This window comes from Neobacillus sp. Soil_C_43, assembly GCF_057656715.1.
On record NZ_JBDGJV010000011.1, the window covers coordinates 119,049 to 135,325 of the forward strand.

Here is a 16,277-nt window from a genome sequence, read left to right on the forward strand (position 1 = left end):
ACTTTTGAAGCAGAAGAGCAGTCCTCATGTTTTCATTCATGAAGCTCGAAAGTTTTGCAAGCTGTTTCTTCCACGGTATCGGCCTTTCTGCTGCCGTGTGGACCTATGACATAAATGGAGTCAGCCACACATTGGTCGCCATCAGCCCAATACTTGCAGTTTATAACATTACATTTCACTTCCAATTCCATATGTGCCACCCCCTCTAATAGGTTTTCTTTTTTAATACCCCCTTAAAAATTGGTTGAAACAAGATTTTTTCACCAATACTGTTGCCACTGCCCAAGCAGACTCATCATTTCTCAAAAAAAAAAGCCTAATCCCTAAAAGATTAGACTTTTCATGTATTGTAAGATCATCTTCGCAGTGTTTTACATCCTTTTTCCTATTCCCATTTAAACACTAAACTGGCTAACATAAACCCAACTAATAACCAACATCCTAATACAAGAGTGTCCGTTCCCAATTGAAGAAAAGGGGTTCCAAGATTCATCGTCTCCCTCAAGGCAGAACTTAAATGAGCAATAGGCAGTACCTTAACAATGGGTTGAATAATATCAGGCATATTACTAATCGGAAAGAACACACCTCCAAGAAACAGCATGGGAAACGTAACAAATCCTGCGATTGGCCCAGCACTTTCAGGGTTTTTCGCAATCCCTGCAATAATAAAACCAAGTGACATAAATGCAAGGGTGCCAAGGACAATGAAGAAGATCAAAGAAAGCCAAGAACCTACGACGCTAATACCGAATACTAAATTAGCAATTAGGACGACCAATAGAGCTTGAGTTCCATTAAGTAATAAACGAGCTGTGATTTGAGCAGCGATGAACGTGGAGGCTTTGAGTCTCGTTCCTTGCATTCTCCGCAAGATCCCTCTTTCCCGCCAGGCAGCAATTTGTCCAGCAACACCATTCATGTTATTACTCATAATCATCATAGCAACGATTCCTGGGACGAGGAAATCGACATAACGAATATTTCTGGCTTCTATGCCTATTTTTTCAACCGTCACTAAAGGTTTGTAGCCAACAAGTGCTTTACTATATTGATCAATGATGCCATTTACAACGGTCAGGCCGAGTTCCGAGGTGGTGAGATTTTTCTCATTATAATAAACCGGAAGGGAAAAGGGGTGTTCCTTTTCCTTCAAGTTTGCTTCATACCCTTTTGGAATTTCAATAAGAAGCTGGATTTCTCCATTTCTAAGGGCTTGTTTTCCATTTTGAACTTTCCCATAACTTATGGTTTTTAGTCCCTCGTACTTGTCAAACAGTTTCTTTAGATCCTCCGAGGAACTTGTTTGTTCCAAGTCGATTACCCCTACGGTTAATGATAGATTATCCTCCTTACCTGCAAAGGAACCAAGAGCTAGCATTAAGATAATCGGAAAGAGTAAGGTAAAGAATAAAACCTGTTTATTGCGAGCAAAGATTCTTAATTGTGCAAGAGTTAACTGCCAGTAAGCTCTCATGACTCTCTGATACTCCTTCCTGTCATATGAATAAAAACATCCTCTAATGTTGCTAAACGTGTTTGTAAATCCTCAATTTTAAATAGATGTTCCGTAGAGGCCTGAATTAAGGATGTTAAAGCTGTTTGTAAATCATCTGTATATAACTGGATAAAGGTATCTTTTATAGACACTTCTTTAACACCATTTAAATTCAAAAGTAACTCTTTTTCAGGCGGATTGCTTAAATGAAACTCTAAGGTGCTTGTTGATTGAAGTTTCTTCACTAAATTGTCTGGCGTATCAAGAGCAATCAATTCTCCTTGATCCATAATCCCAATGCGGTCACAGAGCACATGAGCTTCATCCATATAATGTGTAGAGAGGATAACTGTTTTTCCGCGATCTTTTAAACGTAGTACAATGTCCCACAAGGTTCTTCTTGCTTGTGGATCGAGTCCAGTCGTTGGTTCATCGAGAAACACAATTTGCGGGTCATGTATAAGAGCTAAGGCAATAGCAAGACGCTGCTTTTGTCCGCCGGAAAGTCCTTTAATACGAGCATTTTTCTTCTCTGTTAAAAGCATTTCATCAATTAATTCATCGATGTTTACGTGGCTCGGATAGAAACTTCCGTACATTTGCAGAATTTCATTTACTTTCAATAATTCAAATAAAGAAGTGGACTGAAGTTGAACTCCGATGACCTCTTTGACTTTGTTCACTTCCTTTTTCACATCAAAGCCTGCGAGTGCAGCGGTTCCTTCATCTGGCTTTCTAAGTCCTACTAACATTTCAATCGTGGTTGTTTTTCCAGCACCATTTGGTCCAAGGAGACCAAAAACCTCTCCTTTTTCCACCTGAAAGGATACCCCATTAACCGCTGTGTGAGATCCGTATCGTTTTAATAGACTTTTTACGTCAACCATTATGTTTTTAAGCATAGCAAGCCTCCTTAGAACATTTATGTAATCCTTATATTGGAATGTAAGAATTCAAAAAAGAAACAGCCATTTGAAGCTGTTTCTTTCTCAATTATACGCGATGATGGTCTGGACGCCAATTCCGAACAGCCTTTTTAATATCATCTGGTGAAAGGTTCTCTTGAACAGTTCGCTCAACTAAATCTACGAATTCTTCGTCAGCTGTAAATCTTAGTGCAATCACTTGCTTCACCGATAGCTTCGAGTCTAATAGCTTCCCAGTTAAACGATAGTAGCGAAAATTTTCCTCCGTACGAATGATTCGATCTTGTAGCTGCAGGGCATATCCTCTTAGTTTAACTGTCACAAAGAAAAACAACAACGCGAAGCCTAACACAATTCCACTTAGCAACAGCTGACTTCTTACATGTTGAAAGAAAAACACAATCGATAAAATGAGCATAATAAGTCCAAGCAAAGCTGTCCCAAAATGATAAAGCGGGTCTACTTTTCTGTGATTTTTATAGTTTTGGTTCATTGTGGGGAAAACCTCCTTTTTATTAAGTTTACCATCACTCATTCTATTCCTATATGATTTTCCTTATGTCTGTAATGATTAATTTAACAATAGCCACTACTTCTAGGAAATCGCAGGCAGGGCTTCCTTTGTTACCGTGACGAACAATTAGAACACAACCAATTCTTTCATTTTTTGTTGAACTATTCCCACATAGGAAAACCTCATATCATACATCCCAGTTCGGATGTATAATATATTTTTATCCTATTTTGATTCGCCCAAATAAATATAATTCAATAATTGCATTTAATTAAAAAGGGGCACACTTCAATTTAGCCCAAAAATCGAATTACCTTTTTCACAAAAATAACTTTCAGATAGAAAAAGCAGCCAAATTCTAGTAAGATATTCACATGTGACATTTAGATAAGGGGTTAAAAAAATGAGCGTATTAAATGTAAAAAATTTAAGTCACGGTTTCGGTGATCGTGCGATTTTTAATGATGTGTCTTTTCGACTTTTAAAAGGCGAACACGTTGGACTAGTTGGGGCAAATGGTGAGGGTAAGTCTACTTTCATGAATATTGTAACTGGGAAGTTGCACCCCGACGAGGGGAAAGTGGAGTGGTCACGAAAAGTTCGTGTTGGTTATTTAGATCAGCATGCTGTACTTCAAAAAGGTACTACGATGCGTGACGCTTTGAGTACTGCTTTTCAATATCTTTTTGATGCTGAAGCAGAGATCAATGAACTTTATGCAAAAATGGGTGATGAAGGTGCTGATATCGAAGCCTTACTTGCAGAAGTTGGAGAGCTACAAGAAACGTTAGATAGTAATGATTTCTATCAAATTAATTCAAAAGTTGAGGAAGTTGCTCGTGGTCTAGGATTAGACGATGTTGGACTCGATCGAGATGTAGATGATCTTAGCGGTGGGCAACGGACGAAAGTTTTGCTAGCTAAACTTTTACTAGAAAAGCCTGAAATCCTATTACTAGACGAGCCTACGAACTATTTGGATGAACAGCATATCGAATGGTTGAAGCGCTATTTACAGGAATATGAGAATGCATTTATCTTGATTTCACATGATATTCCATTCTTGAACAATGTTGTTAACTTAATCTATCACATGGAAAACCAAGAGTTGAATCGCTATGTTGGTGACTATGATAACTTCTTAAATATTTATGAAATGAAGAAGCAACAGCTAGAGTCTGCTTACAAGCGTCAACAACAAGAAATTGCTAATTTGAAGGATTTCGTTGCTCGTAACAAGGCAAGTGTGGCAACTCGTAATATGGCGATGTCTCGTCAAAAGAAGCTCGATAAAATGGATGTTATTGAATTGGGAAGAGAGAAGCCTAAACCTGAGTTTAACTTCAAAGAAGCTCGTGCAACTAGTCGTTATATTTTCACGGCTGAAGATCTTGTTATTGGTTACAATGAACCACTTTCTCGCCCTTTGAATTTGAAAATGGAACGCGGACAAAAAATTGCTTTCGTTGGTGCAAACGGTATTGGGAAGTCTACTCTTTTAAAAAGTATTCTTGGGTTGATTAATCCAATTTCCGGTAAAGTGGAACGTGGTGAATATCAACACATCGGTTACTTCGAGCAGGAAGTTAAACAGTCCAACTACAACACTTGTATTGAAGAGATTTGGAGCGAGTTCCCAAGTATGAATCAGGCTGAAGTCCGTGCTGCCCTTGCAAAATGTGGATTAACGACGAAACATATTGAAAGTAAAATCGAAGTCCTTTCTGGTGGCGAAAAGGCCAAAGTTCGATTGTGTAAAATTTTAAACACAGAAACGAATTTATTAATTCTAGACGAACCTACCAATCACCTGGATGTAGATGCAAAAGAAGAATTAAAGCGTGCTTTAAAAGCATATCGCGGAAGTATCTTGATGGTATCCCACGAACCTGATTTCTATCGTGAAATTGCGACTGATATTTGGAACTGTGAGGATTGGACTACGAAAGTGTTTTAAATAAAGATTAAGGGGTACCCAATGAGTAAAATTTCATTTGGGTACCCTTTTATTAATATTATTAAAAATCACTTCAATAAAAAATTGTTAATTCTCCTGTCTATCCTAGCTATTCAAGCTTCCTTTTAACCAAACGCGGGGACGGTATGGACCTACAGGGATTTGTATAAGGCACGTTTTTTCTTTCGAATTGACTCCGTAAAGGTCATCACTTTGGTTCGAGTCGAATCCTAATAGTGGGTGTCCTCCCATCTCGAGGGCACACGCTGTCAAGAGCAGCCTTTGCACGAGTATACCAGCTTCCATCTGTTGAATTCTGTATCCTCTATAACCCAGTTCCTTTTTGAGGTGGTCCTTGTCTCCAACAACATGCAGACAGAGAGGAACCTGAAACAGGTTTACATTAGGCACTGTTAAACAATTTTGCATATACTCCCGTAAATCCCCCTTAGATATTCTCCGAAGTGCATGAGCATTCTTGTCATAGACGTAAGCACCATCTCGAACACCTTCCACGTTATAAAAAGTGCCATACAAATTTAAACCAGTCCCAAGCTTCCCCTGTGTATGGTAAAGGTCTTTTTGATATGAAAATGAAAAAGTCTCATGTAACAAAGTGGATACTTTTGTTTGACTGATTTTCCCTAGCATAAAATCAATATCTGGAGAGTGCCGCTCTCTGCAAACGGATGCCAAATCGTATGAAATGGCCTCCGGAAATGGCAGTATGGTTAACTCTGTACCTAATGCATTGTTAAGAGGATTATCTTGTTTTATATTCACAAATGAATGTGTTGTTTCGAACATCGAGGCTTTATTGATCTCTTTCAGCTCTGGGTAATCAATGACTCTCTTTGAACGGTTATATGTTACATGCTTCAGCATTGGAACTTCCCGGGACAATTCCGTTGCAGAAATAGAAATATTTTTTTCTATATTAAATTGGTCAACATTATAAATAGATAATGGGATCACAGCATATACACTTTCATCTTGTTCAGATAGCCCAAGCAAATGATTGATAGAACGATCTAGAAATTGGTAACATACCCGTGTTGAGAACCCCATCCTACCCGCCACTTCTAACGATTGCCCAATTACTACGCCTGTATCTAACCCTTGTAACCTGTAAGAGAAATTATTGTATTTATAAAAATTTTTTCCAAAAACCGTCGATACAAAAACAGTACAAAAACAATCTGAAAGATTATAACGATTTCCAAGACTTCTTGATAGATAGGAATCATAGTTGCCTTCACGCAGCAATAAAAGGCGATGGTGTGCAACATCGTAGTGGTATACTCCCTCAGGTACATCCTCCAACTTTAAGTACACATATAATTCATTGGGATACAATGCTCCGCCAGAGGGAACAAATCTGCGAAACAACTGGGCGTAGCTTACAGTAGCTTTTTCCTCGGTGCCTTCAATGAAAGCAGCTAGAGAGTATCGAGTAAGACCATATACATACCATAAGTAATGACCAAACTCCTCCAAGCTGGGTATTGAATTAGCCTCTCTTCCTTTGAGAGTTAACGGTACATCTGCGGTAAGTGGAATCTCTGGTAAGCCACGGTACAGTTTATAGGGAAGTGGTGCGTCTTCCCAATCCGGTTGCCAATCCGGCGGAAGAAGTTTATCAGTGTCAAAATGCAGATTGTATAGAAATGTATCTAGTTCCAACCTGAAACCCTCCTACTCTTGCAGTTATGGAAAAGGATGGGGATATGGATTCAACTGTTCATATGTTAACGGATGCTTTTTAAACCCGAGTTTCACAGGTACGTTGAGTACCCGTTCAAGACCTTGTATACGTGTAAGGTGATGTCCAAATGTCATTGGCAGCATCCCAGGAATCAATACTTTTACACAAAATAAACCGTTCCGTTTGGTTATTGGTGTTGTTTGGTCAACCACAATGACTTCCAAGTCTAGCATTCGAAACCTATTTAGAATATCCTCAACATCATCCTTCAAATTAGCATTCACAGGTGGGCATTTAAATTCCTCAGCAAATGTACGTAACGGGCGATTTTCATCTAATAGAAAGCTCAAGTTCTCCTCTGCTTCTCTTAGTCCGTAAAGCATGCCATGGTCCTCCATAGTACGTACTGCAAACGGATCCTGTAACATCGCTTCATATTTCGGTCGATTTTTCTCCAAGATTTCGTCATGCCTAAACATCATTCCTGCAAGCTCGTAAATCGCACTTTTTACTGCCTTTACAGGATCAGGATTCGCTGCGGCTGCACAAATGAGGTTTGCTCCCTTGGATGTTCTGTTTTTGGCCACTGCCCAAACGCTTGGAATCTCATGTTCCATCGTCGAATTGTAAAAATGCAGGTCATAACCAGCCACCTCACGAATCCGGCTCACCATCAGCTGCAATTCTTTGTCGTTCGCAGAACTAAGGTCAAGACGGGGAAGGGGAAGTTGTGCATACCAGGTTAATAAGAATGAGTCTCGCTCGACTACTTCCATAATGCCATGGAAAATGGCCTCCTCTAAACTTCCTCCTAATGCACAACCGTTGGAGGTCTCATAAACAAAGCCTTCTCCATATCCCAAACTGTAATAGGCCAGTAACTCCGGAACCAGAATAGGGCGTTCTTGTAAAAATGAATATCCCCAGACCCAATTCATTGGTTTATCAGGATGAAATGTTTTAAATGGAAAATGGGGCCTTGCATACTGTTCCTTCTCATGCAAACCTACTTTTGCAGGATCTAGTGCTTTTTCCGCTAAATTGTAATAGCTATCACGAACTACCTTCCTTTTGCCGCGAGGTTCGATTCCGCAATATCTCTCCAAACCCTCTAAAATGGCAGTTAGCTCACTCATTTCATAAGAATTGGTCCTGCCTGCTACTCCCTCGTCCCCATCAAACAACGGCATGTTCACTAAAACATCGGCAAACGGCAACTTGATATCCTGCATTTTCCCATTCATGATTCCCGTACGATAATCCAGATAATCTTTGACTAGCACGTTTTTTAATTCATCCATCGAACGACATCTGTAACCAGTGGGGTTCAATTTAGGACTAGATTCTAACTTAATGTGCGCCAATTCAGATGTGTCTTTAGGTATTCGACTGCACATAGGGCATAACGAATTTGGCAAAAAAAAGTGGCTAGAGATCGTTAACGATTTCAGATTTGTTATGAACACCCGTTCTTCTAAGCTGCTTTCTTCTCCTTGAAGAATCTTTTTCACTTCGTTGCTAATCAAGAACGCCATTTGCGATAATCCGGTTCGTGATGCCCATGCATCACGCAGTAAATCTTCTCCTGTTGCCACTTTCACCCGAAGCCCCCACATTTCTTGGCGGTCAGGCCCAGCTAACATAAGTCGTATGTCAGCACAGTGAGAACATCCCGGTACACCAGGGCGTACAAATGGACCAATGATTCCCTCACCTAACAAAACGAAACCTCGAAACCAAGGAATAGCTAAAGCCCTTAACCTCTCTTCCGCTTTTTGATGAACGGATGGTTTCCAGGTATCATGCAGCACAAGAACTAATTCTGTATTTTCGGGAACCTCTTCAAGAATGCTTTGGCGCCTAACAAGATAGTTTGGGGACAATTGATTATAGACATAATCCGCTAATACCCCCTCACCATCTATAAGTATATGAGCAGCCATTAGGATCCCCCCTCTTTAACCTGAACACCAAACACCCCTGCCAGCTCTTGTTTTAAAAAAGGCTCAAAGGTAAGGTCATAGATTGCTAGCCGCTTGCGGTTCCGGTTCAATACCTGAATAGACGATTGTAATAGCTCCCGAGACGTAATTTCATCACAAGATGGGATATCCAGTTTACTTTCATTTTTTTCCAGAAAAACAAAAGACTCGCTCTCTTGCATTTCTGTGGAATATACTTGGTTTTGAGCATCCAAAAGCGCTTGTTCCAATGCATTACGTAATGACAATGTGGTATTTAGACTTACACTTGTGTACCAACGGCCCTTCGACCTTACCCCTACCACAGGGAATCCTAGTACATCCCCTTTTAGACCAATTGTTGGAGCACCATTTAAGGTAGTCAAGGCATTAAAATAAAATCTGCATCTCTTATCTTCTAGGGCTCCCACCTTAATTCGATAAACCTTACTCTGCTGATCACCCTTTCTCTTTTTCAATTCTTCACCTAAATATACTTGAAGGCCTCTACAAACAGCCTCTGCCATTGTTTCTCCAGAACCGATGCCAATAAATCCCTCAGGTATTTTCGCACCTACCTTATTTTTCTGATGTTTGTCTCCCAATACGGGCAAATTTATCATTTGTGAAACATACATTTCAATGCCTGTTAGCCCTGCCTCTTTTTTTGCTTCCTCATGTGTTAGTCCTGCACAGACAACTTCAGGAAGCAGCTCTGCCGGTCCCTCTGAAAAAGAGTTAACTGCTTGAACATAGCACTGTGCAAGTGGAAGTTGGGGTAAATTTCGTTCCTCCCAAGTATGGAAAATTCCTATTTCTTCTGACGTTAAACGACTGAAATACTCTAAGAGGTTACTCGTTGGTTCATTTCTGTCCGTTTCCTCTTTGAGGCGTAAATCAAAATCTTCCACCAGTCTTGGAGTGTCACATTTAGACGTACCCAATGGATGTGGGATGAAGTAAAGCCAGTCTCCTTCGAGAGTTTCAAGGTCAAGCATGTAAATTTGATGACTCTCATTGGAATCTGTAATCCCTGTAGCCCTTTTGAAAAATTCGAATACTGAAACATTTGCCAGAATCGATCCCGCTGTTGAAGAGAAGGATTGAGACGGCCGATCTTTTTTTAGTGCTGATTGATGGATTCTGCGCCATGCGGACTCCCAGCATCCAGCTGTATCCGGTTGATTGAATGGACCAGAAAGCCCCACCTGGTCTAAATAGATAGCTGGCATAAATGCCTTCTTTTCTTCTTTGCAAACCAGATTAAGATCCCTTAGCTCATTTATATTGCCATCCTGCGAGACATATAGAATCCAATCATAGGGCTGAACTGCTTCTCTCCAGAAACTGCTTCCTGCGTCCTTATGAAAGGGTACATTCTTTATCTCGACTTCAGAATCGGTCTTACGGGCATTTTGCACCAGTTCATTTTGCCTCTGCCAATTTGTAGGAACGGAATCTGTGACCAAGACATTTAATTTGGGAAGACCCGATTCGATTAACGAGGAAACCAATGAACCCATAAAGGGGCCAGAGCCGACAACCAGAACCTTCGCTTTACGGTATTCTTGAAAATGGTAAGCACCAGACCCCTTAATATTCTCAATAAATTCGATTTGTGATGCATACTTTTCAAGAAGGTTTCCATTCAATTGATGGGGTTTATCTTTGCTTAGATCGCGTACAAAACCGTTGTTGTGCAACGTTTCTCCTATTTCGTATACCCTGTCCCGATAAGGGGCAGTTAATCCCATTGTTAATTCTCCCATTGTATGCTCCCCATTAAACATTGGAAGCAATTTTTCAATCCACTGATAGATTGTATTACCTTCTATTCGGAATGAGCTTAAGTTGTTTCTTAAATACACACCGCCATGTGGATCTGGAAGAAAGAAAGTATCCCTTTTGACCTTAAGACGTGAGGACGAGTCCAGTTTTGTCATTCAGCCCCTCCTTATTCATATTCGTACTAATTATGCACTATCAGTTTATGTACGATTTTTTGTCCAATATGATAAGAAAAGCGGAAACTCCAATCAACGACGCTAAAAAATCAACAATGAGCTTTAATACAGCCTTAAATTTAAGAAGTGCCCCTGCGGGAAAATTACGCAAGGACACTTTTGATTTACATTATTAATTTTTTCTTTACGAAATGTTATCGGTATATAACGGCTCAAACTGCCAAAGCAATTAAATGAAACCGAAACAGCTAAAACCGATGCCAAAGCCGAAACAGCTGAAACCGAAGCAGCCAAAACATCCAAAACCACCACAACGGAAGCCGCCACATCCGCCACATCCGCCACATCGAAATCCTCCACAACCGCCGCAACGAAAGCCTCCACAGCCACCGCAATGTCCGCAGCCACCGCAACGTCTAGCCATCATTTGCAGGTCCTGGCTCTGAGTATCCATAGGAACTAACTGACCAACTTGGTAAGGGTCGATTCCCAACCCCTGTAGCTCATTTTGAAACATATTGTATTCTTTCCTCCCCATTATATTTAATGATCTAAGTTAATCTTGAATAAAGAGTAAAAAAGTCAATACCAGTTCTGTATAAACGAAATCATTAGTTACGATGTATACTCTCTTCAACAAATTATGTTTTCATTTAGGTGTCTGTTACTAAACTAAGAGCCTATTTCGCGTTGAAGTATTTTAAACTGTTGCTAAAATAATATTTATGGTTTATGCCCATATTCAGTCCGCATATTTTTTTGCCATATATTTAGTTGGTTATAAATCCCCCTCTTAGCCTTTTCCGTACAAAAAAGTCTCTCCACTTTACAAGCAGAGAGACTTTTTTACACACACAACCTCATCTTTATTCACTTAAAACTAAAAGTGAACAGCACTCAACGTGGCTTGAGTGGTGATCGCAGATAGATTATGGTGTAGTGGTGTTTACCTATTTATTTAATAATTAACCAAAAATTGCTCCCGTTTATTAATTACAATTTTTTATTGAATAGTATCGTTGTACTGTGCCAAAAATAACTTTGTTTTGGCAGCAATTCTGTGATCCGTCTAATTCTCCATGTAGCTGAACTGCAATAAAACGTTAAAGTTCTTACTACAAATCCAAGAAAATAAAGTCTGTTTCCTAAAACCTTGGAAACAGACTTTTAATATCATTATCTACCTATTTTATTATCAATCTCAGTTGTATCTACATTCTCACCGAATAAATCTTTTAGTTTATTTTTTGCTTGCATTTTAATTTCATCATCCACATATAAAACTACTTGAACTAAAGCGAATATTACAACACTTAAGTCGTCAGCATATCCTACACCAACCGCTAAGTCAGGTATAATATCTAGAGGTAAAATAAAATAACCTAAAGCCCCAACAATGGTTGCTTTAACTTTTAATGGTACATCTGGCTTTTGAAGTGTGTAATAAAGTAATAGAACGGCGTAGACTACAGAAGTTCCAGCTTTTTTAGAGAATTTTTGAACCTTAGTCCAAAATTTTCCCTCTGAGAAATGCTCTTCGTGTTTGTTTATTTCTTCAGCATTTAGTTTTTCTGCTTCATCCTTTAAATCAGCGACTAGTTCTTCTTCAATTTCAATTTTGTCTACTTCATCAATAGTTGATGAGGATAATTCATCTAAATCTGTTTTCTTCTTAAATAGATTTTTTAACATGAAATCACTCCAATGATTAGTAGATTAGAACAGGCCTGTCCCAAGTAGCATAGGTAGGCCGTTTATTAGTTAAACGTGACATTTACCGTATAACCAATATTCTTAAAAAATTCCTTTAACACCTTTACTGCATTTTTATCTGCAGTATCCAGTAACCCACTATTGATGGCATCTTGACGAATTTTCTCTTGTGCCTTAGCGGTCAGGTCATTCCCCTCATCCCATTTAATATCACCACGGAAAAGCCCACTATTATCAACGGATTGTATTTTATCCATCTGTAGTGATGGATCCTGGATGAGCTTTGCATGAGGAAGGGTAATATCTATTTCTTTTGTTTCTTCATTAATATCCATATCCTCAGAAGTAACCCTTTTCAAATCAACACCAGCAATAACCGTCGCAGGTACAACTAATAGTACATCTCTCTTTGTTCCTGGCAGATCAATAGAGATTTCTTTCCCGAAAATCTTATTATCCTTTACATGTAGAACCTCTTTCATATGAGCTTCAGCTGTTGCCAATGTGGCTAGCTCTTGAACACGTTCAACAAAAGTGACAGATTCTTGTTTGGAGGTACTGCCCCCAAATAGCCGAATTCCTACTGAAGTCATGACGACTAAAAAAACAAGGGGGACCATGACCAAAATAATCTTCCATGCACCAGCTTTTAAGAAAGACTTAAATATACCTCTTGGTAGAGATAAAGATCTTGAGTTCTGACCTACCGCAATAGTTGCAGCAATTTGCTGTTGTGCTTCCTTTAATTCAATTAATTGTCTTTCTAGCTGTGCAATTTTTTCGTCTTTTTCTTCGATAATTTCTCTATTTGTATCCACTTTTTTCTCACCTTTCATTTTTACCATTACAATGCTTGTCCTTTTAATCCAACTAATCTATTATGTAAGGAATTATTTGAATAAATGTAAGAGTTTTTTTACTCCAGTCATATACTTATGTATTTCTAGAAGATTTTCACCATTAAGAAGGGATTCTTGTTGTAGTGTGGTTTCGACAGTAGAATGATAAACGAGTAATCCTGTAATATCAATAATATCTACAGTAACTCTTTGCTTGTAAGATCTAAAATTCTCTAAGATCCCTTTTCTAATCTCAAATTAGTTCCTCCTAATACAATTTCTCAACTGTTTAAATTTACCATTCCCTCTAACATTCTTCAACATAATATTACAAAAAACTAACTACAACAATCCGTTTGTTGAATAACAAAATAATCTAAAGTTCTTTAATAGTTTCCATTCACTACGTTAATAGAAACTACAAGCAAAAGTCCCGACCACAAAGGCTATGATGCCTGGCACAACCCGATGTATGTCGAATGTTTGTTATAGAAATAAAAAGTGAACCAAAAGTTTACATACAAAATGGCCCAGTCTTATAACTGGACCAAACGGAATTTTTTAATTTTTATGTACCGTTAAAAAATAAACGTTCACTTCCACTCCAATCAAACCCGCATTCCACCGTTCGCTATGATAATAAAGATTTTCCTTTTCTCCCGCTTTTCACCCGTTTTCGCTTCAAAAACCCATGTTTTTTCGGGCTTTTTCCACGCTTTTTTTCACGTTTTTTATCGACTTAAAATAGACTTTTTCATCGGCTGTTTTTTCACAAATGTGGATATGTCGGGCTTGTCGGGCATTTTTCTCACGCTTCGATGCACATTTTTTATTCTCACTGTTGGGGAGTGAAGGAAAATGTTTATTGTGTTGTGAACGTTTTTATTTGTTTGCTACATAGTAGAGATAAGGTTTAAGGTATATTCATTGATCATTATTAAGATAAATTCCACACCGATTTTTGCCAGTTTGGGTAAGCATTCTTATAAATATCAGGATTTGATTTAAAAATCAGATTAATAGACTTATATAAAATTTTTGTCACTTGCTGAAAAAGCTATTTTATTTTTTATCTCCATTATCTTTTTTCTCTGCCTCTTTTTCTTGTTGTTTTATTACTTTTTTTACATTATCTGATAAAAGAGTTTTAATCATATCGTGTGAAGTATTATATTCTTGGGTTAATTCATTAACATTCTGATTAAATGTTAGAAGTGATCCAGAAGGATTATGAACTTGCTCAACTAAAGCAGATAATGTTGAGTACAATTTTTTACTCTCTTGATAAATTTCTTTATATTCATCTGGATTTTTTTGTGAAGCTTCAGAAATTATTTTTAGATTTTTGGACATATCTTTTAATAGTGTGTCTGAAGCTTTTCCGAAACTTTTTTCTGAATTTGCAACTTTTTCGCTTAAAACTTTATTAAAATCTTGGTCGTTATCGATTGCGTCACTCCATGCGGTCGAATAACTATCTAAAGCCATTCCAGCAAAAAAGAATGTTGAATCAGAATATCTGTAAAATTCCGCCAAAGATTCATCATATTTTTCATTATTTGAGCAACCAGTAACAAGAACTATCATACAAAAACAGACTAAACCAATAATTTTTTTCTTGTTCATTTTGTTCCTCCGCTTTCATAGTAAATTATAAGTCTATTTTACTATATAAAAGGAATAATATGGCATGTTTTCAAAATTTTATTTCCTCATTTTTTATTTATTATAAAGAAGCAGAAACACTTTAACGTAATCGACACATAATTCCTCATAAACGACAAAATACCTAGTAATAAGATTTTATCTAGAAATCATTACTACCAGTAATATAAAAATACCATGGAATAGTAGAATTTCCAGTATCATTCCTCGGATTCTTCATCTCGAAACATATCAATATGATGTATATTTTCAAATTCGATAATCTCAACATTAAGGTAATCTGGTTCATTCCCCTCAATGTACTATTGTGTGAAAGACAATAACTGGATTACCTTCACTATTGTAATAAAAATAAGGTTCAATGATACATGGCACATGGCTCTTCCTCCAGCATATCCCATTCATAACCATCCAAATTAGAACCCTCAATTTGACTATCTGGTAATATGACATCCCGTCCCCATGATACCCCATGCCAAATAGCCCCAAACTCATGTAACTCGTGAAATACTATTGATGCTTGTAAATATGACATTGAAGTCCTGTCACCTTCAACTGCTTCCATGAAGTCGGTCAAAACAAAGTCAGGTTTTGGTTCGGATACGTATTCCATGTAATCTTTGGGATTTGGTAGAGTTTTACCAATCGGAATAGCCCATACCACTCCATTACCATTACCTCCAGCTCTGTATTGATAAGCTTTTTAATTTATACCCCTCCTTAATACGAAGATGAGAAAAAACCCATTACAATGTCTTCTGGATTTTCATGTGATTTAAACCAGCCATCTTCGAACATAGCAAAAACACCAATATTTTCTGATGGGTTTGATTCCACAATTAAATTTGGCTTTGTTGCATGTATTGGAAATCGAAGTATTTCAAATTTCCTCTTATACATCATTATAAGTTCTTTTGCCATTATTGGGCGTTCTGTTGAAATTCGTGGACAAATATGATAGTATTCTTTCTTTTCCTTATGCTTTTTCCCAAATGACGGAACCTTAGCTTCATCAATCAAACGTTGCCATTTTCCTTTAATTAATTGAATGTTCTTCCTGCTTTTATTTTTTTCAATCCCCCATCCCAAAAGTATCCAGGGGTGGGTTTTTAATTCGTTAAGAGAAACCAAGGATTCTGTTATGTTATACTCCCCCGAATGAACAAGTGTTTCAAACTCGTCGGTGGCATCATTTAATTTAGTATTTCGAAGATTAAATAGGTTATAGATATAAAGCCGACCCGAAAACGCTTTTTTACCACTATTTATTCCATTGACTATATTAACTAACTGCTCCATAGTTGGATCAAATTTTTCAAATTCAGTCCATCCACTTGCATAGCCAATAGTATTAAGTGTTGAAGTTAATTGTTTTCCAAGTTCAAACGACCCTGGATTACGTAATAGGCAAGCTCCAATTGACTTTTCCGATTCACCCCACTGCATGAACGCCGATGTTCGATAAATATTGTTTCCTCTTTTGATAAATGTTCCATATGCCTTTGGCTGATTCATAATTATCCAACTTTGTACAA

General features: G+C 38.0%; 14 protein-coding genes. 1 reads left to right on the plus strand and 13 read right to left on the minus strand.

Features of this window, described 5'->3' with window-relative positions:
- Positions 1–32: 32 nt before the first annotated feature.
- From AC3A54_RS15605 to AC3A54_RS15620, 4 genes are all read right to left on the minus strand, one after another.
- Entirely contained in the window at positions 33–191 is a 159-nt protein-coding gene (locus AC3A54_RS15605; protein WP_487655128.1) for a DUF1540 domain-containing protein, read from the minus strand.
- Between the two features lie 194 nt (positions 192–385).
- A complete protein-coding gene (locus AC3A54_RS15610) occupies positions 386–1,477 on the minus strand; it encodes an ABC transporter permease (RefSeq protein WP_487655129.1) in 1,092 nt (363 codons plus the stop codon).
- Positions 1,474–2,400, minus strand: a complete 927-nt coding sequence (locus AC3A54_RS15615; RefSeq protein ID WP_487655130.1) for an ABC transporter ATP-binding protein — start codon at positions 2,398–2,400, stop codon at positions 1,474–1,476. Before AC3A54_RS15615 ends, AC3A54_RS15610 begins: the two co-directional genes overlap by 4 nt.
- Before the next feature lie 91 nt (positions 2,401–2,491).
- On the minus strand, positions 2,492–2,917 hold the full coding sequence (locus tag AC3A54_RS15620; RefSeq protein ID WP_487655131.1) for a DUF6526 family protein: 426 nt from the start codon (positions 2,915–2,917) through the stop codon (positions 2,492–2,494).
- A gap of 424 nt (positions 2,918–3,341) precedes the next feature.
- On the opposite strand from AC3A54_RS15620, the gene AC3A54_RS15625 reads away from it, so the two are divergent.
- Positions 3,342–4,895, plus strand: a complete 1,554-nt coding sequence (locus AC3A54_RS15625) for an ABC-F family ATP-binding cassette domain-containing protein (RefSeq protein WP_487655132.1) — start codon at positions 3,342–3,344, stop codon at positions 4,893–4,895.
- Between the two features lie 105 nt (positions 4,896–5,000).
- Here the strand turns inward: AC3A54_RS15625 and AC3A54_RS15630 are convergent, their stop codons facing one another.
- The 9 genes from AC3A54_RS15630 to AC3A54_RS15670 form a co-directional block, all read right to left on the minus strand.
- Entirely contained in the window at positions 5,001–6,578 is a 1,578-nt protein-coding gene (locus AC3A54_RS15630; protein WP_487655133.1) for a SagB family peptide dehydrogenase, read from the minus strand.
- 24 nt (positions 6,579–6,602) lie between these two features.
- The gene (locus AC3A54_RS15635) at positions 6,603–8,543 is read right to left on the minus strand and encodes a TOMM precursor leader peptide-binding protein (protein ID WP_487655134.1); all 1,941 of its coding nucleotides are present in this window, start codon (positions 8,541–8,543) and stop codon (positions 6,603–6,605) included.
- Positions 8,543–10,504 carry a putative thiazole-containing bacteriocin maturation protein gene (locus AC3A54_RS15640; RefSeq protein ID WP_487655135.1) on the minus strand — a complete coding sequence of 654 codons (1,962 nt, stop codon included), beginning with the start codon at positions 10,502–10,504 and terminating at the stop codon, positions 8,543–8,545. Before AC3A54_RS15640 ends, AC3A54_RS15635 begins: the two co-directional genes overlap by 1 nt.
- Before the next feature lie 250 nt (positions 10,505–10,754).
- A complete protein-coding gene (locus AC3A54_RS15645) occupies positions 10,755–11,063 on the minus strand; it encodes a heterocycloanthracin/sonorensin family bacteriocin (RefSeq protein WP_374121013.1) in 309 nt (102 codons plus the stop codon).
- 638 nt (positions 11,064–11,701) lie between these two features.
- Positions 11,702–12,217, minus strand: coding sequence for a YkvA family protein (locus tag AC3A54_RS15650; protein ID WP_487655136.1), 516 nt, complete (start codon positions 12,215–12,217; stop codon positions 11,702–11,704).
- A 65-nt stretch (positions 12,218–12,282) separates the two neighbouring features.
- Positions 12,283–13,083 carry a DUF4230 domain-containing protein gene (locus AC3A54_RS15655; protein ID WP_487655137.1) on the minus strand — a complete coding sequence of 267 codons (801 nt, stop codon included), beginning with the start codon at positions 13,081–13,083 and terminating at the stop codon, positions 12,283–12,285.
- Positions 13,084–14,139: 1,056 nt separating this feature from the next.
- Positions 14,140–14,703, minus strand: coding sequence for a hypothetical protein (locus tag AC3A54_RS15660; RefSeq protein WP_487655138.1), 564 nt, complete (start codon positions 14,701–14,703; stop codon positions 14,140–14,142).
- 397 nt (positions 14,704–15,100) lie between these two features.
- Positions 15,101–15,277, minus strand: a complete 177-nt coding sequence (locus AC3A54_RS15665; protein ID WP_487655139.1) for a hypothetical protein — start codon at positions 15,275–15,277, stop codon at positions 15,101–15,103.
- Positions 15,278–15,462: 185 nt separating this feature from the next.
- The gene (locus AC3A54_RS15670) at positions 15,463–16,257 is read right to left on the minus strand and encodes a hypothetical protein (RefSeq protein WP_487655140.1); all 795 of its coding nucleotides are present in this window, start codon (positions 16,255–16,257) and stop codon (positions 15,463–15,465) included.
- Between the last annotated feature and the right edge of the window lie 20 nt (positions 16,258–16,277).